Source organism: Variovorax sp. LjRoot84, assembly GCF_964254305.1.
GTDB lineage: Bacteria > Pseudomonadota > Gammaproteobacteria > Burkholderiales > Burkholderiaceae_C > Variovorax.
Genome location: NZ_CAXUTE020000001.1, coordinates 1,127,527 through 1,142,220, shown reverse-complemented (window position 1 = coordinate 1,142,220; position 14,694 = coordinate 1,127,527). Strand labels below are relative to the sequence as shown.

At 67.0% G+C, this 14,694-nt stretch carries 18 protein-coding genes and 1 pseudogene; 4 read left to right on the top strand and 15 right to left on the bottom strand.

The annotated features are described in order from the left end of the window. The first annotated feature begins 110 nt into the window (after positions 1-110). Positions 111-1,052 (top strand): RNA polymerase sigma factor RpoH, encoded by a 942-nt coding sequence (gene rpoH, locus ACSQ9I_RS05740; RefSeq protein WP_436312527.1) that lies wholly within the window; start codon positions 111-113, stop codon positions 1,050-1,052. Positions 1,053-1,117: 65 nt separating this feature from the next. Here the strand turns inward: rpoH and ACSQ9I_RS05735 are convergent, their stop codons facing one another. Genes ACSQ9I_RS05735 through ACSQ9I_RS05715 form a run of 5 tightly spaced genes read right to left on the bottom strand, consistent with a single transcriptional unit; the run spans position 1,118 to position 5,220 of the window. Then, positions 1,118-1,723 (bottom strand): SCO family protein, encoded by a 606-nt coding sequence (locus ACSQ9I_RS05735; protein ID WP_436306261.1) that lies wholly within the window; start codon positions 1,721-1,723, stop codon positions 1,118-1,120. An 8-nt stretch (positions 1,724-1,731) separates the two neighbouring features. Beyond that, on the bottom strand, positions 1,732-2,637 hold the full coding sequence (cyoE, locus tag ACSQ9I_RS05730; protein WP_436302976.1) for a heme o synthase: 906 nt from the start codon (positions 2,635-2,637) through the stop codon (positions 1,732-1,734). Next, the gene (locus ACSQ9I_RS05725) at positions 2,634-3,821 is read right to left on the bottom strand and encodes a COX15/CtaA family protein (protein WP_436312526.1); all 1,188 of its coding nucleotides are present in this window, start codon (positions 3,819-3,821) and stop codon (positions 2,634-2,636) included. The genes cyoE and ACSQ9I_RS05725 overlap by 4 nt, the downstream gene beginning before the upstream one ends. A 9-nt stretch (positions 3,822-3,830) precedes the next feature. Then, on the bottom strand, positions 3,831-4,556 hold the full coding sequence (locus tag ACSQ9I_RS05720; RefSeq protein ID WP_436312525.1) for an SCO family protein: 726 nt from the start codon (positions 4,554-4,556) through the stop codon (positions 3,831-3,833). After that, a complete protein-coding gene (locus tag ACSQ9I_RS05715; protein WP_436293927.1) occupies positions 4,498-5,220 on the bottom strand; it encodes an SURF1 family protein in 723 nt (240 codons plus the stop codon). The genes ACSQ9I_RS05720 and ACSQ9I_RS05715 overlap by 59 nt, the downstream gene beginning before the upstream one ends. Positions 5,221-5,328: 108 nt before the next feature. Between ACSQ9I_RS05715 and ACSQ9I_RS05710 the strand changes: the two genes are divergently transcribed. Continuing rightward, positions 5,329-5,550 carry a twin transmembrane helix small protein gene (locus tag ACSQ9I_RS05710; protein WP_436312524.1) on the top strand — a complete coding sequence of 74 codons (222 nt, stop codon included), beginning with the start codon at positions 5,329-5,331 and terminating at the stop codon, positions 5,548-5,550. 71 nt (positions 5,551-5,621) lie between these two features. On the opposite strand, the gene ACSQ9I_RS05705 is transcribed toward ACSQ9I_RS05710, so the two are convergent. The 8 genes from ACSQ9I_RS05705 to ACSQ9I_RS05670 form a co-directional block, all read right to left on the bottom strand. Beyond that, positions 5,622-6,503 carry a cytochrome c oxidase subunit 3 gene (locus tag ACSQ9I_RS05705; RefSeq protein ID WP_093109058.1) on the bottom strand — a complete coding sequence of 294 codons (882 nt, stop codon included), beginning with the start codon at positions 6,501-6,503 and terminating at the stop codon, positions 5,622-5,624. 55 nt (positions 6,504-6,558) lie between these two features. Then, positions 6,559-6,768 carry a DUF2970 domain-containing protein gene (locus ACSQ9I_RS05700; RefSeq protein WP_093109059.1) on the bottom strand — a complete coding sequence of 70 codons (210 nt, stop codon included), beginning with the start codon at positions 6,766-6,768 and terminating at the stop codon, positions 6,559-6,561. Then, positions 6,765-7,391 carry a cytochrome c oxidase assembly protein gene (locus ACSQ9I_RS05695; protein ID WP_436312523.1) on the bottom strand — a complete coding sequence of 209 codons (627 nt, stop codon included), beginning with the start codon at positions 7,389-7,391 and terminating at the stop codon, positions 6,765-6,767. The genes ACSQ9I_RS05700 and ACSQ9I_RS05695 overlap by 4 nt, the downstream gene beginning before the upstream one ends. A 2-nt stretch (positions 7,392-7,393) precedes the next feature. Beyond that, positions 7,394-7,504, bottom strand: coding sequence for a cytochrome oxidase small assembly protein (locus ACSQ9I_RS05690; protein WP_212733682.1), 111 nt, complete (start codon positions 7,502-7,504; stop codon positions 7,394-7,396). A 13-nt stretch (positions 7,505-7,517) separates the two neighbouring features. Continuing rightward, on the bottom strand, positions 7,518-9,149 hold the full coding sequence (gene ctaD / locus ACSQ9I_RS05685; RefSeq protein WP_093109061.1) for a cytochrome c oxidase subunit I: 1,632 nt from the start codon (positions 9,147-9,149) through the stop codon (positions 7,518-7,520). Between the two features lie 49 nt (positions 9,150-9,198). Next, positions 9,199-10,377: a cytochrome c oxidase subunit II gene (gene coxB / locus ACSQ9I_RS05680; RefSeq protein ID WP_436312522.1), complete on the bottom strand. Its 1,179-nt coding sequence runs from the start codon at positions 10,375-10,377 to the stop codon at positions 9,199-9,201. Positions 10,378-10,440: 63 nt separating this feature from the next. Continuing rightward, a complete protein-coding gene (locus tag ACSQ9I_RS05675; RefSeq protein WP_214698851.1) occupies positions 10,441-10,917 on the bottom strand; it encodes a DUF2244 domain-containing protein in 477 nt (158 codons plus the stop codon). A 123-nt stretch (positions 10,918-11,040) separates the two neighbouring features. After that, positions 11,041-11,955, bottom strand: coding sequence for a biotin synthase (locus tag ACSQ9I_RS05670; protein ID WP_436312521.1), 915 nt, complete (start codon positions 11,953-11,955; stop codon positions 11,041-11,043). 22 nt (positions 11,956-11,977) lie between these two features. On the opposite strand from ACSQ9I_RS05670, the pseudogene ACSQ9I_RS05665 reads away from it, so the two are divergent. Together ACSQ9I_RS05665 and ACSQ9I_RS05660 are read left to right on the top strand one after the other, a co-directional pair. Continuing rightward, positions 11,978-12,696 (top strand): annotated as a pseudogene (locus ACSQ9I_RS05665) (ComF family protein). 95 nt (positions 12,697-12,791) lie between these two features. After that, a complete protein-coding gene (locus ACSQ9I_RS05660) occupies positions 12,792-13,253 on the top strand; it encodes a tRNA (cytidine(34)-2'-O)-methyltransferase (RefSeq protein ID WP_436312520.1) in 462 nt (153 codons plus the stop codon). Positions 13,254-13,273: 20 nt separating this feature from the next. Here the strand turns inward: ACSQ9I_RS05660 and ACSQ9I_RS05655 are convergent, their stop codons facing one another. Next, entirely contained in the window at positions 13,274-14,152 is an 879-nt protein-coding gene (locus ACSQ9I_RS05655) for a LysR family transcriptional regulator (RefSeq protein WP_436312519.1), read from the bottom strand. Between the two features lie 76 nt (positions 14,153-14,228). Next, on the bottom strand, positions 14,229-14,687 hold the full coding sequence (locus ACSQ9I_RS05650; RefSeq protein ID WP_170855672.1) for a MaoC family dehydratase: 459 nt from the start codon (positions 14,685-14,687) through the stop codon (positions 14,229-14,231). Positions 14,688-14,694 lie beyond the last annotated feature (7 nt).

Sequence of the window (14,694 nt, the reverse complement as noted above, 5' to 3'; positions counted from 1 at the left end):
CGTTGGAATAGGCTGTGCCTATCAACCCCATTGGAAATGGGTGGGAACCCTAGGCTTAGCACTCCCTCAAACCGAGTGCTAATATGCCCGCCAACGAAGGAGTTCCCCCAATGACAACACTGTCCGGAGCGTCTGCCAACCAGCTTGCCGTCGCCAATCCGTGGTCGATGGTGCCTCCGCTGGGTAACCTGGACGCTTACATTTCGGCAGCCAACCGCTTGCCCTTGCTCACGCTCGAGGAAGAGCAGGGTTTCGCGCGCCATTTGCGCGACCACAACGATCTCGAAGCTGCGGGCGCGTTGATCCTCTCGCACCTGCGCCTCGTGGTTTCGATCTCCCGCCAGTACCTGGGCTATGGGCTGCCGCACGGCGACCTGATCCAGGAAGGCAACGTCGGCCTGATGAAGGCCGTGAAGCGTTTCGACCCCGATCAGGGCGTGCGGCTGGTCAGCTACGCGATGCACTGGATCAAGGCCGAGATTCACGAGTACATCCTGAAGAACTGGCGCATGGTCAAGGTCGCGACGACCAAGGCTCAGCGCAAGCTGTTCTTCAACCTGCGCTCGATGAAGCAGAGCTTCAAGGCCGACTCGGCCGCCGGCGACGGCGACACGCACCGCGACACCTTGAGCGCGGACGAAGTCTCGCAAATGGCGACCCGCCTGAACGTGAAGCCCGAAGAAGTGCTGGAGATGGAAACGCGCCTGTCCGGCGGCGACGTGCTGCTCGATCCGAGCCCCTCGGACGACGGCGACGACGGTTTCGGCCCCATCGCCTACCTGGCCGACGCCACGCAGGAGCCCACCGCCCAGCTCGAATCGCGGCAACGCGACCGCCTGTCGACCGACGGCATCTCGACCGCGCTGCAAGCGCTGGACGAGCGCAGCCGCCGCATCGTGGAAGAGCGCTGGCTCAAGGTCAACGACGACGGCTCGGGCGGCATGACGCTGCACGACCTGGCCGCGGTGTACGGCGTGAGCGCCGAGCGCATTCGCCAGATCGAGGTGGCGGCCATGAAGAAGATGAAGAAGGCGCTGGCAGACTTCGCCTGAGTGCTCTTCGATCTCGATCAAGCCCGGCCGTCGCCGGGCTTTTTCATTGCTTCGACAGCGTCCGGTCAGGACTTGAGCAGCGCCTTCACGTCCGACACCATCGCCGGCACGCCCGCGCCGTAGCGCGCATAGAGTCGCAGCCGGCCCTCGGTGTCGTAGACGAAGCTGGCCGCCGAGTGGTCCATGGAGTAGCTGGTCGGCGTCTTGCCTTCGACCTTCTTGTAGTAGGCCTTGAAGTCCTTCGCCAATGCCGGCAGCTGCTCGGGCGTGGGAATCAGCGCGACGAAGGCCGGATCGAAGGCGCCCATGTAGGCCTTCATCACCGCCGGCGTGTCGCGCTCCGGATCGACCGTGACGAACAGCACCTGCAGCTTGTCGCTGTCGGCGCCCAGCTGCTGCTTGACCTGTGCCATCTCGCTCATGGTCGTCGGACAGACGTCGGGGCATTGCGCATAGCCGAAGAACAGCACCACGACCTTGCCCTTGAAGTCGGCCAGGGTTCGCAGCTTGCCGTCGGCATCGGTCAGCGAGAAGCCCTTGGCGTAGTCGGCGCCCGTGATGTCCACGGCATTGAAGCTGGGCTTTTTCTCCGAGCATGCCGCGAGGTTCAACCCCGCCGCCGCCGCGAGGCCGGTCCAGGCCATCAACCGAAGTGCATGCCGCTTGTTCATCAGTTCGTTCATCGCAGGTAGTGGTCGATCAGCAGCGCTGCGAACAGCACGCTCAGATGGATCAGTGAAAAACGGAAGGTCTTGCGCGCCAGCGCGTCGGAGTAGTTGCGCCACAGCGCGAAGGCGTAGCCGGTAAAGCCGATGCTCACCCCGATGGCGACCGCCAGGTACAGCCATCCGCTCATGCCGTAGATGAAGGGCATCAGGCAGGCGGCGAAGAGGATGAAGGTATAGAGCAGCACCTGCAGCCGCGTGAACTCGTTGCCGTGCGTCACCGGCAGCATCGGCAGGCCGGCCTTGCGATAGTCCTCGACGCGATACAGCGCGAGCGCCCAGAAGTGCGGCGGCGTCCACAGGAAGATGATGAGGAAGAGGATCAGCGCCTCGGGCCCGACCTCGCCCGTCATCGCAGCCCAACCCAGCACCGGCGGCATCGCGCCTGAAGCGCCGCCGATCACGATGTTCTGCGGCGTCAGCGGCTTGAGGATCACGGTGTAGACCACGGCATAGCCGACGAAGGTCGCGAAGGTCAGCCACATCGTGAGCGGGTTCACCGCGAACCACAGCACGGCCGAGCCGGCAGCGCACAGCGCGGCCGAGAACACCAGCGCCTGCCGGTCGCTCAGCTGGCCGCGCGCGGTGGGCCGCCAGGCCGTGCGCTTCATCTTCGCATCGATGCCCTTCTCGACCAGGCAGTTGAAGGCCGCCGCCGCGCCGGCCACCAGCCAGATGCCGATGCAGGCCAGCGCGCCGCGCTGCAAATCGGCCAGGCCGGGCACGCCGGGCACTGCGAGCACCATGCCGATGAGTGCGCAGAACACGATCAGCTGCACGACGCGCGGCTTGGTCAGCGCATAGAACTGGCGCAGGACGCTGGCGGTGCTCGGGCTGTGGATCGATGCAGGCGTGGTCATGCGACCTCCATCTTGCCGCGGGGGGCGCGAGTGCCCGCCGGCACGGCTGCGCGCTCGGCCCGGCTTTCGCACAGCGCCCAGGTCAGCACCACCGCGAGCGCAGCGGCGCCACCGGTATGAAGAACGGCCGCCACCAGCGGCCATCCGAGCAGCACGTTGCCGAGGCCGGTCGCGAGCTGCAACAGCGCCAGGCCGGCCAGCCATTTCGCCTGCGCGCGCAGCGGCGCGAAGCGACGCAGCTGCCAGACCAGCACGCCGAGCGCGACGAACACCAGGTAGGCCATCAGCCGATGAACGTAGTGAATGGCAGTCAGCGCTGCGAAGTCGATCGGCGTGCCGTTGGCCGACTCGCCGAGCGAGCGCCAGATCTGGAAGCCCTGCGTGAAGTTCATGGGCGGCCACCAGCTGTTCTGGCAGATCGGGAACTGGGTGCAAGCGAGCACCGCGTAGTTGGTGCTGACCCAGCCGCCGAGCGCGATCTGCAGCACGAGCAACGCGGTCACGGCGATCAACAGCTTGCGCAGCATCGGCGGCACGGCCGTGGGCAGCCGTTCCGCCGCCGCCTGCCGGTAGCGCACGGCTTGGATGCACAGCAGCGCCAGCAGCACGACGGCGCCCAGCAGGTGGAGCGTGACGATGGCGGGATAGAGCTTCCAGGTCACGGTCAATGCACCGAAGGCGCCCTGCAGACAAACCCAGACCAGGGTCGCGGCCGGCCACCAGGCACTGAGCGGCCGTTCGCGCGCATGCTGCGCGTCGTGCCGCTGGCGCCAGCGCGCGCGCCAGGTGGCGACGGCCAGCGCGAGGATCAGCACGCCGACGCCGGTGGCCAGGTAGCGATGGACCATTTCCACCCATGCCTTGCTGTGTGTCACCGGGCCGGTCGGCTGCGCGGCCTCGGCCATCGCGATGTCGTGGCTGGCGCCGAATGGGCTGGCATTGCCGTAGCAACCGGGCCAGTCGGGGCAGCCCAGGCCCGAATCGGTGAGCCGCGTGAAAGCACCGAACAGCGTGAGATCGAAGGTCAGGAAGAGCGTGAGCACGGTCAAGGCGTAGAGCCGCCGGGCCGGGCCGGCACCGGTGTTGCGCCGCCAGACCCAGGCGAGCGGACCGAGGGCGAGCAGCACCCCGACGCCCATGAGCCAGGCGATCGGCGTGAGGTCGTAGAGCGAGCTCGTTTCCATGACGATCGGCTAGCGGCCCGGCTCGTCCCACGACGCGGAGGCGCGCAGGAGTCGATCGAGATCGCGCTTGGCCCGGCTGGCGCCGGCCGCATCCATGCGGGCGGGAAAACGCATCATCCAATTGCCGATGGGATCGACCACATACAGGTGCTCCGCCAGCGCGTGGCCGGAGGCTGGCGCCAGCCACTGCGCCAATTGCGTCGCCGGCACGCGCAGCACCGTCGCGCCATGCAAGCCGTTGTTCAGGCGCTCGGGAACGGGCGCGGCGTCGCTCACGAGCCAGACGCGGTCGAGCCGATCCTTTTCGCGGCCCAGGCTTTCCCGCAACTGGCGCTGCAGATAGAGCTGCTGCTCGCACAGCGCATCGCAGCCCGCATCCCCCACCGCGACCAGCAGCCACTGCCCCTTGAGCGTCGACAAGCGGACGGGGGCGCCATCGCGCGTGGTCGCGACCAGGTCGGGCAGGCTGCGCTGCGGATCGACGAGCTCGCCGTAGACGCGCCGGCCCTCGGGCCGGATCACGTAGTAGGTGAAGTACGAAGCGATCACCGGCGCCGCGCAGCACAGCATGACCAGGATCATCTTCCAGCGGCCGATCACGGTCCGACGCCCTTCCGCGCCGTCCAGGGCCTGGCGCGGCGACGGCATCGAGTGCACGGTCAGGCCGAGCGGCTCGTCAGCTGCGGCGGAGACGGCGCGCGCGGCGGTAGGGGGCGATGAATTGAAACCAGACATAGAGGAATACCACGAGGGTCGCGAGCCCGAACCACTGGAACGCATAGCCGTAGTGCTTTTCGACACCCAGCGCGGGAGCCGGCCAGTCGCGCTGCAAGCCCTCGGAAGCCGGCCCGGCCTGCTGCAGCGAGACATCGGTCCGCAGGGGCAAACCGGTTTCGGCGCGGAACGCTTCAAGATCGAGATTCTGCCGGATGGGCGAAGACCCCGCGCCGGGCTGCGCCGGCGCCCCCGGTGCGGCCTTGCCCAGTTCAAGCAGGTGCGAGGGGGGTGGCTCGATCCTGCCGGTCACCTCGACCAGGCCGGCTGGCGTGTCGACCGGCGCGAGTTGCGCCCGGTCATTGAAATTGCGCTGCACCCAGCCGCGCTGCACCAGCACGGTCTGCTCGCTGCCCTCGACGGCAAAGGGCGTGAGCACGTAGAAGCCGGGCACGCCATGCATCTGGCGGTTGTCCAGGTAGACCGTGTGCGGCGCCAGCCAGAGCCCGCGCAGGCGCACCGGCCGGTGCAAGGCCGACGTGGCCTTGTCGAGCGCGAGGAAGGCCTGCTGATCGATCGGCGGAAGATTCTTCTGCGCATCGATTTCCGCCTGCAACGCCTCTTTTTGCGCGGCGCGAGAGAGCTGCCAGCGACCCAGCGAAACGGTCGCGGCGAGGGTGAGCACGGCAGCCACCGTCAGCAGCCAGAAACGCCCTCTGCGCGAGTTGTGCGCAGGGGGCCGAAAGTCATCGTTCAAGTCAGGGGACGGGTCGGGCCGCCGATAATGGGGGGCATGAAATACCTTGTCGCCCTCGCCTTCGTCGGCATCCTGGCGAGCCTCGGATTCGCGCTGTTCTTCATGCTGCGGGACGGCCGCGAGGGGCGCGCCAAGAGCGGCGGCATGGTGCGCGCGCTCACCGTTCGGATCGGCCTCTCGGTGGTTTTGTTCCTCTGCCTGCTGGCGGCCTGGAAGCTCGGCTACATCCAGCCGGGGGGATTGCCGCTCGGCAAGTAGGTTGTGCTCGTTCCACAAGCACCATGAAAAAAGCGCCTTTCGGCGCTTTTTTGTTGTGCCGTCGGGGATGCTCAAAGCCAGTAGACCAGGAAGTACAAGCCGAGCCACACCACGTCGACGAAGTGCCAGTACCAGGCGGCGCCTTCGAAACCGAAGTGGCGCTCCGGCGTGAAATGGCCGCTGCGCAGCCGCAGGGTGATGAACAGCAGCATCAGCATGCCGATGAACACGTGCAGGCCGTGGAAGCCGGTCAGCATGAAGAAGGTGGAACCGTAGGCGCCCGAGCTGAGCTTGAGGTTCAGGTCGGTGTACAGGTGGTGGTACTCGTAACCCTGCACGCCGAGGAAGGTGGCGCCGAGCACCACGGTGAGCCACATGAAGCGCACGGCCTGGGCGCGGTGGTTCGCACGCAGCGCGTGGTGGGCGATCGTGAGCGTGACGCCCGAGCTCAGCAGCAGCGCCGTGTTGATGGTCGGCAGCCAGAAGGGGCCGACCGTCTGGAACGGCTCGACGATGTCGGCCGGCGAACCCGTTGCACCGGCGGCCACGGTGGGCCACACGGCCTTGAAGTCGGGCCACAGCAGGGCGTTGTCGAGGCTGCCGAGCGAGGGCAGCGCATGCGTGCGGGCCCACCACAGCGCAGTGAAGAAGGCACCGAAGAACATCACTTCGGAGAAGATGAACCAGCTCATGCTCCAGCGGAACGAGAGGTCGACCTTGTGACCGTACTGGCCGCCTTCGCTTTCGCTGATCGACCGGCGGAACCAGACGAACAGCGTGCCGAGCCACAGCAGCATGCCCGCGGCCAGCGACCATGCGCCCCACTGATGGCCGTTGATCCACTGGGCGGCACCGAAGATGACGAAGAGCAAGCCGGTCGCGGCCAGGACCGGGTAGGCCGATGGCGGAGGCACGAAGTAGTAGGGCGTGGTGCCGTGGGCGGTTGAACTCATATCAGGTCCTGGCTTTCTTCTCTCAATTCAAATCTGTGGGGCAGGCATCTTCTTGTCAGGGCGCGACGACGAACTTCACCAGGAGGATCAGCCCGACGACGAACACCACCACCGCGACAAAGCCGACGGCAATGATGTGCAGCGGCGTGAGCTTGGTGATGTCTTCCTGGTAGTCGCTGTTCTTGCGCACGCCGAAGAAGCCCCAGGCCACTGCCTTGACGGTGCGCCAAAGGGAGCCTTTGCGGGGCGTTTCGGTCGCGGTCATGAGCGTGGCTCCGCAACCGATGCCGCCGCATTGGCCGCCACAGGGGCGGCCGGCGTCTTGCCGCCGACCTCGAAGAAGGTGTACGACAGCGTGATCGTCTTGACGTCCTTGGAGATCTTCGGGTCGATCACGAAGGCGACCGGCCACTGCTTCTTCTCGCCCGCATCGAGCGTGTACTGGTTGAAGCAGAAGCACTCGAGCTTGTTGAAGTAGGGCGCGGCCTGCTGCGGCGCGTAGCTCGGGATGGCCTGAGCGGCCATGCGGCGGTTCTGCACGTTCTGGAACTCGTACATCACCGTGTTGAGTTGACCCGGATGCACCTGCATCGAGCTTTGCGCCGGCTTGAAATCCCAGAGGCCGCGCACGTTGGCGTCGAACTCGACCGTGATGGTGCGGCTGGTGTCGACCTGCGTGTTGTCGGGCAGCCGCACGTTCTTGCCGCCGCTGGCGCCGCCCGGCACCGCGAGTTCGGACAGCGACAGGATGTTGACGCCGGTCATCTCGCAGATCGCGCGGTACATCGGCACCAGCGCATAGCCGAACGCGAACATGCCGGCCGCCACGACGGCCAGCTTGCCGACCATGCGGACGTTCTCGCGGCGGATGCGCTGGCCGATGCCCATCTTCAGTGTCCGATCCAGACCATGCGAACGATGAACCCGATGAAGAACAGCACCGCGATGGAAGCCAGCGTGAGCCCCATGCGTCGGTTGTTCCTCTTTTGTTCAGGCGTCATGACGCGATTCCTCTCAGCCGATCACCTTGGTGGCGGTGGGATCCAGCTTCGGCGGGTTCTCGAAGGTGTGGAAAGGTGCGGGCGAAGGCACTTCCCACTCGAGGCCTTCGGCGGCTTCCCAGGGCTTCTGCGACGCCTTCTCGCCCTTGCCCTGCATGGTGGGCAGCACGATGAAGAGGAAGAAGTAGACCTGTGCCAGGCCGAACGCGAAGGCACCCACGGAGGCCACCGCATTGAAGTCGGCGAACTGCATCGGGTAGTCGGCATAGCGACGCGGCATGCCGGCCAGACCCAGGAAGTGCATCGGGAAGAAGGTGATGTTGAAGGAAATCAGCGACCACCAGAAGTGGACCTTGCCGCGCCACTCGTTGTACATGACGCCGGTCCACTTGGGCACCCAATAGTAGAAGCCGGAGAACATGCCGAAGAGCGAGCCGGCCACCAGCACGTAGTGGAAGTGCGCCACGACGTAATAGGTGTCCTGCAGCTGGGTGTCGATGGGCGCGACCGCGAGGATCAGGCCCGTGAAGCCGCCCATGGTGAACACGAAGATGAAGCCCACGGCGAACAGCATCGGGGTCTCGAAGGTCATCGAGCCCTGCCACATCGTCGCGATCCAGTTGAAGATCTTCACTGCCGTCGGCACCGCGATCAGCATGGTCGCGTACATGAAGAACAGCTGGCCGGTGAGCGGCATGCCGGTCGTGAACATGTGGTGCGCCCAGACGATGAACGACAGGATCGCGATCGACGAAGTGGCGTAAACCATCGAGGCATAGCCGAACAGGCGCTTGCGCGAGAAGGCCGGCACGACCTGGCTGATGATGCCGAAGGCCGGCAAGATCATGATGTAGACCTCGGGGTGGCCGAAGAACCAGAAGATGTGCTGGTACATCACCGGGTCGCCGCCGCCGGCGGGATTGAAGAAGCTGGTGCCGAAGTGGCGGTCGGTCAGCGTCATGGTGATGGCGCCGGCGAGCACGGGCATCACGGCGATCAGCAGGTAGGCGGTGATGAGCCAGGTCCAGCAGAACATCGGCATCTTCATCAGCGTCATGCCGGGGGCGCGCATATTGAGGATGGTCACGATGATGTTGATCGAGCCCATGATCGAGCTGGCACCCATGATGTGCATCGCGAAGATGCCGGCGTCCATCGAGGCGCCCATCTGCAGCGTGAGCGGCGCGTAGAGCGTCCAGCCCGCGGCGGGCGCGCCGCCGGGCATGAAGAAGGAACCCACCAGCATGATGGCCGCCGGGATCAGCAACCAGAAGCTGAAGTTGTTCATCCGCGCGAAGGCCATGTCGGAGGCGCCGATCTGCAGCGGCACCATCCAGTTCGCGAAGCCCACGAAGGCCGGCATGATCGCGCCGAACACCATGATCAGGCCGTGCATGGTGGTGAACTGGTTGAACAGCTCGGGGTTGACCACTTGCAGGCCGGGCTGGAACAGCTCGGCGCGGATCAGGAGCGCGAGCACGCCGCCCACCATCAGCATGGTGAAGGAGAACAGCAGGTACAGCGTACCGATGTCCTTGTGGTTGGTCGCGAACACCCAGCGGCGCCAGCCGGCCGGCGCGCCATGGTGATCGTCGTGGGCATGGTCGCCGTGGGCGTGACCGTGGGGGTCGAGGACTGCGCTCATCTTGATATTCCTTGCAAACTCTTCGTCGTGGCGTCGCGGTGGCAGGGGCTTACTTGCCGCGCTGCGCGAGCACTTCGGCCGGCTGCACGATCTGACCGGTCTTGTTCGACCAGCTGTTCTTGGTGAAGCTCGCCACGGCCGCGAGGTCGGTGTCGCTCAGCTGCTTCCAGGAGGGCATGGCGCCGTTGTTCTGGCCTTTGAGCAGCACCTGGACCTGCTTGCTGTGATCGGTATCCAGCACGACCGCTGCGCCGTCGAGCGGCTTGATCGGGCCGGCGCCCTTGCCGTTGGCCTGGTGGCAGGCGGCGCAGTTGGCCGCATAGACCTTCTCGCCGCGGGCCAGGATTTCCGGCAGCGTCCAGACTTTGCTCGGGTCGTCCTGCTTGGCGGCCGCCTCCTTGCGCTTGGCATCCACCCAGGCGGTGTAGTCGCCAGCCGAGACCACCTTGACGTGGATCGGCATGTAGGCGTGTTCCTTGCCGCAGAGTTCCTGGCACTGGCCGTAGTAGTCGCCCACCTTCTCGGCGCGGAACCAGGTGTCGCGAACGAAGCCCGGAATCGCATCCTGCTTGAGGCCGAGCTGCGGCACGGCGAAGGCGTGGATCACGTCGTTGGCGGTGGTGATGATGCGCACCTTGGTGTTGACCGGCACGACCATCGGGTAGTCGACCTTGAACAGGTAGTCGTCCGGCACGTCGCCCTTGGCGCCGGCATCGGACAGCGCGCGGTGCGAGCTGTCGAGCGTCGAGATGAACGCCAGGCCTTCGCCTTCGCCCTTGATGTAGTCGTAGCCCCACTTCCACTGGTAGCCGGTGGTCTTGATGGTGAGGTCGGCGTTGGTGGTGTCCTTCTGGGCCACCAGCACCTTGGTGGCCGGCAGCGCCATCAGGATCACGATGATGAAGGGCACGATGGTCCAGATGACTTCGACTACCACCGATTCGTGGAAGTTGGCGGCCTTGTGGCCGACCGACTTGCGGTGCTTCCAGATCGAATAGAACATGACCGCGAACACGGCGATGAAGATCACGGTGCACAGGATCATCATCGCGTTGTGCAGGAAATGCTGCTCCGCGGCGATCTTGGTGACACCGGTCGGCAGATTCAACTGACGCACCGACGGGCCGCCGGCCAGGTCGTTGACCGCGTGCGCCGCGCCGCTGAATGCCGCGCCGGTCGCCAGCAGCAGATTCGCCGGCCAGTGCTTGTTGCGCCAAATGCTCTTCATCGTGTTCACTTCTTCATTTCCAGTTAACCCACCGGTCCCCACGGTGCCGCACTGCGCCGAGCCTCAGGCGCCGCGCAATGCCATGCGAATCTCGCGCGCCAGCGCCGCACGCAACTCCGGGCGCACGTAGCGCCCCACCCTGACCGAACGACCCTGACCCGAAACCTCGATCAGCGAGCGATCGCTGGCCTCCGGCTCGACCCGCACCTGGTGCGGCAAGAATTCCGTGCGCTCGTAGTGCCCGCCGTTTTCGAGCTCGACCACCAGCCGGCCGCCCTGCAGCGCGATCTTTTCGCCGTCGGTCGCATGCCGCGCATACAGCAGGAACGCGAAGCCCACGGCGGCCAGTTCGAGCCACGCGAACGGCAGCACGAGCGGCGCGCCATGCAGCCAGAAGACGGTTCCGATGCCGAGCGACACCACGCACAGCGACGCATAAAGCCAGCCGAGCTGGCTCGGCGTGACCGAGCAGTTGCGCTTCAGGAACCAGTGGATGCTCTGGCCTGAGACAGTGGCAAAACGAAACACGGAATTCGACACGGGCGAGTTCAGCAAATCGGTGCGTCGAAACGATGTCAAACCCATGTCCGACAGGCCTCGATCACGGGACAATACCCGGGAGTTCACGCAGCGCCGGATTGTAGCGGGTCGAGCAAGCGCGGCTCAGCCGCCCGGACGGCCGCGCTGGAGCATGGAGCGCATCTCGCGCAGCGAGACCGCGCTTTCGGCCGCCAGCGCCACCCGCGGCGCGGGTTTGAAGGCATGGCCGTAGATGATCTCGAAAGTCAGCGCGATCCGGCCGGCGCCTTCCGCGGAGAGCGCGAAATCGGGCAGCGCCCGGCACAGCGTCCGATGCCAGGCCTTGCCGCGCAGCCCGGGGAAACGCGCCGGATGAAGGTTGCGCCCGAGCGTGCGCAGCTCGGCGAGCGCCGCCTCGGCGGTGGGCCAGGTGAGCATGATGCGCTCCATGTCCATCACGGGCTCGGCGAAGCCGGCGCCCACGAGCATGTCGCCCCAGTCGTGCATGTCGGTGAACTCGTGGCTGGGCGGGGGCCAGCCGAAGCGCTCGTGCAGCACGCGCAATTCGCGCAGGGTGTCGGGCCCGAAGCAGGAGAACATCAGGAAGCCGTCGGTCGCCACCAGGCGGTGCCAGCGCGCGATCAGGGCCTGCGGATCGGCCGCCATGTGCAGCGCCATGTTGGCCCACAGCAGGTCGACGCCCTCTTCGGGCGGCGGATCGAAGCTCGCCCGCGCGCCCTGCCAGCGCCGCGCGCTCCACCAGGGTGCCGCCAGCGCCTGGCCGGTGGCCGGTACGAGCGCCGCTTCCGGCTCGATCACGAAGGACTTGGCATCGCGATAGCGGCGCACGACCTGCGAGTGCACCTCCAGGCCGCCGTGCAGCGGCGCCCAGTCGGCCCAGCTGCGCGGCCTTGCCTTGATCCATTGCAGCCGGTCTTCCATGCGGCGGCCGATTTCTTCGTGCAGCCACGGCGAACCCGAGGCCGGCGCGAGCCGGCTCCAGCGTGCGGCCGCCGTGGCGTCGATGGTCGGCGGGCGCTGTGCAGGGTCGGTGTCCATGGGGCGCTCAGTATATTGAGCCATGTTCAAGCCGCGGATCGAACGTCCTTTCTCCGCATTGCTCGAGCGCCTGCCGAGCCAGTGCGCCGTGTGCCGCGCCTGGCCCTCGCGGCCGGTGTGCGACGGCTGCGTGACGCGCTTCGCTCCACCCGTTTTGCGCTGCGCCACCTGTGCGCTGCGATGCCGGCCGGCGTTGCGCAGTGCGGCGACTGCGTCTTGCACCCGCCGCCGCTCGACGCCTGCCTGACGGCTTGCGCCTATCACTGGCCGTGGCCGGAATGCATCGCGCAGTTCAAGTTCCGCGGCGACGCAGGCTGGGCCGCACCGTTCTCGACGCTGCTGCGCAGCGCACCCTGGGTCGAGCCGGCGATCGAGCAGGCCGACCTGGTGCTCCCGATTCCGCTGGCGCCGGCACGGCTGCGCGAGCGCGGATTCAACCAGGCGCACGAGCTGGCACGCCGGCTGGCGCCGCGCAAGGTCGACGCGACCTGGCTGCTGCGCACCCGGGAGACGACCGCGCAAAGCGGCCTGACGCGGGCGAAGCGGCTGCGCAACCTGCGCGGCGCTTTCGCGCTCGAACCGCTGCGCGCAGTGGCCGTGCAGGGGCGGCGCATCGTGCGGGTGGACGACGTGATGACGAGCGGCGCGTCGCTGTTCGCGGCCTCGGAGGTGCTGCGAACGGCGGGCGCCGCGCACATCACCGCCGTCGTATTGGCACGAACGGATCCCCCCGCAGGATAGGCCCCCACGCTCGGCACTGCGTGTCCTCGCTGCCCCCCGAGGGGGCCGCAGGTCGTCTTGGGGCGGCCCTGCGTCGACCTGAGCACAATCGCCCCATGTTCCACATCGTCCTGGTCGAGCCCGAAATCCCGCCCAACACCGGCAACGTGATCCGGCTCGCCGCCAATACCGGCTGCACCCTGCACCTGGTCGAGCCGCTCGGCTTCTCGATGGACGACCGGCTGCTGCGGCGCGCCGGGCTCGACTATCACGAATACGCCGAAGTCCGGCACCACGCGAGCTGGCAGATGCTGCTCGATGCCGAGCGGCCGGCGCCCGATCGCCTGTTCGCGCTCACGACGCGGGGCACGCGCGCGGTCCACGACGTCGCCTTCCGCCCCGGCGACTGGCTGATTTTCGGATCGGAGACGCGCGGCCTGGCGCCCGAACTGCGCGAAAGCTTTGCGCCGCCGCAGCGCCTGCGCCTGCCGATGCGCGAGGGCCAGCGCAGCCTGAACCTGTCGAACGCGGTGGCGGTGACGGTCTTCGAGGCTTGGCGGCAGAACGGATTTGCCTGAGCGGTGCGGCCGGCTTCTGCTCAAGCCGGCAGACACCGGGCCGAAAGCGGCTCGCCCAGAAAGTCGAGGAAGGCCCGGGTGCGCGCCGGCATCAACTTGCGGCTGGGCAGCGCCGCGCAGATCGTGAAGCGGCCGGCGGTCCACTCGGGCAGCACCGGCACCAGCGCGCCGCTGGCCAGCTGCGGCGCCACCAACACCTTCGCCAGCGCCGCAATGCCCGCGCCTGCCATCGCGGCCTGACAGAGCAGTTCGAGGCTGGCCGATTGCAGCGCGACGGGCATGTCGACTTCGACCGGCACTGCCGATCCCTCGCGCGCCTGCAGACGAAGCCGCGCCCCCGGAAAGCGAAGGTAGGCATGGCCCTCCAGGTCTTCCGGCCGCGCCGGCGTCCCTGCGCGCTGCAAGTAGGCGGGCGCCGCGCACAGGATCATGTCGGTGCGGGCCAGCGGCCTCACGACCAGATTCGGATCGGCACCATCCTCCAGCAGCAGCAGGCTCAGGTCGGCGGATTCGACCCGTTGTCGCGGAAAAGGGTCGACGGCGATGTCCAGCGTCAGCTTCGGATGCAGCGCACGCCACGAGGCAATGCGCGGCGCCAGCAGATGGGTGGCGAGCGCCGGCGTCGAGAGGATGTGCAGCGTGCCCCGCAGCTCGCGCGTGCTGCCCGCCGCGGCGGCCTCGGCGTCGTCGATGCCGCGCAGGATCGTGCGCAAGCTTTCCAGGTAGCCCGCGCCCGCCTCGGTGAGGTGGATGCTGCGCGTGCTGCGCTGCATCAGGCGCGCGCCCAGATGCGCCTCGAGATCGCCGATCAGCCGGGTGACCGCCGCCGGCGAGAGCTCCAATGCCCGCGCGGCCGCCGCGAAACCACCTTCGTCGATCACGCGCTGGAAGACGCGCATGGAAAGCAATCGGTCCATGCGAACCCTACGTGCCGGCCGGGCCGGCGGATTCGCTTCGCCGAGAAAAAGCCGCCGCTCAGCGGAAGCGTCGCACCACCGATTCGGCGACGCAGGCGGGCTTGGGCGCACCTTCGAGCTCGATCGTGGTCTCCCAGACCATCTGTAGACCATCATCCGGAATCGGCTCGGCACTCAGCAGCTTCATGCGCCCGCGCAGGCGCCCGCCGACGGGCACCGGCGTCATGAAGCGCACCCGGTTGAGCCCGTAGTTCACGCCCATGCGCGACTCGACCACCTCGAAGGCCGTTTCATAGAAACGCGGCAGCATCGACAGGGTCAGGAAGCCGTGCGCGATCGGCCCGCCGAAGGGGCCGGCCTTGGCCCGCTCGACATCCACATGGATCCACTGGTGGTCGCCGGTCGCCTCCGCGAACTGGTTGACCTGCTCCTGCGTGACGGTGATCCAGTCGCTCACGGCGACTTCCTGGCCAACGCAGGCGGCGAGATCCTGAAGGGTCTGGAACGTTTTTTTCATGCGCTTC

What these genes read in the sequence shown, in the direction of transcription:
- ACSQ9I_RS05710 (WP_436312524.1), top strand. Translation starts at nt 5,329, where the DNA reads ATGAAATACCTTGTCGCCCTCGCCTTCGTCGGCATCCTGGCGAGCCTC.
- rpoH (WP_436312527.1), top strand. Translation starts at nt 111, where the DNA reads ATGACAACACTGTCCGGAGCGTCTGCCAACCAGCTTGCCGTCGCCAAT.
- ACSQ9I_RS05700 (WP_093109059.1), bottom strand. Translation starts at nt 6,768, where the DNA reads ATGACCGCGACCGAAACGCCCCGCAAAGGCTCCCTTTGGCGCACCGTC.
- ACSQ9I_RS05695 (WP_436312523.1), bottom strand. Translation starts at nt 7,391, where the DNA reads ATGGGCATCGGCCAGCGCATCCGCCGCGAGAACGTCCGCATGGTCGGC.
- ACSQ9I_RS05720 (WP_436312525.1), bottom strand. Translation starts at nt 4,556, where the DNA reads ATGTCTGGTTTCAATTCATCGCCCCCTACCGCCGCGCGCGCCGTCTCC.
- ACSQ9I_RS05690 (WP_212733682.1), bottom strand. Translation starts at nt 7,504, where the DNA reads ATGACGCCTGAACAAAAGAGGAACAACCGACGCATGGGGCTCACGCTG.
- ACSQ9I_RS05705 (WP_093109058.1), bottom strand. Translation starts at nt 6,503, where the DNA reads ATGAGTTCAACCGCCCACGGCACCACGCCCTACTACTTCGTGCCTCCG.
- ACSQ9I_RS05725 (WP_436312526.1), bottom strand. Translation starts at nt 3,821, where the DNA reads ATGGAAACGAGCTCGCTCTACGACCTCACGCCGATCGCCTGGCTCATG.
- ACSQ9I_RS05650 (WP_170855672.1), bottom strand. Translation starts at nt 14,687, where the DNA reads ATGAAAAAAACGTTCCAGACCCTTCAGGATCTCGCCGCCTGCGTTGGC.
- ctaD (WP_093109061.1), bottom strand. Translation starts at nt 9,149, where the DNA reads ATGAGCGCAGTCCTCGACCCCCACGGTCACGCCCACGGCGACCATGCC.
- coxB (WP_436312522.1), bottom strand. Translation starts at nt 10,377, where the DNA reads ATGAAGAGCATTTGGCGCAACAAGCACTGGCCGGCGAATCTGCTGCTG.
- cyoE (WP_436302976.1), bottom strand. Translation starts at nt 2,637, where the DNA reads ATGACCACGCCTGCATCGATCCACAGCCCGAGCACCGCCAGCGTCCTG.
- ACSQ9I_RS05670 (WP_436312521.1), bottom strand. Translation starts at nt 11,955, where the DNA reads ATGGACACCGACCCTGCACAGCGCCCGCCGACCATCGACGCCACGGCG.
- ACSQ9I_RS05735 (WP_436306261.1), bottom strand. Translation starts at nt 1,723, where the DNA reads ATGAACAAGCGGCATGCACTTCGGTTGATGGCCTGGACCGGCCTCGCG.
- ACSQ9I_RS05655 (WP_436312519.1), bottom strand. Translation starts at nt 14,152, where the DNA reads ATGCGCGTCTTCCAGCGCGTGATCGACGAAGGTGGTTTCGCGGCGGCC.
- ACSQ9I_RS05660 (WP_436312520.1), top strand. Translation starts at nt 12,792, where the DNA reads ATGTTCCACATCGTCCTGGTCGAGCCCGAAATCCCGCCCAACACCGGC.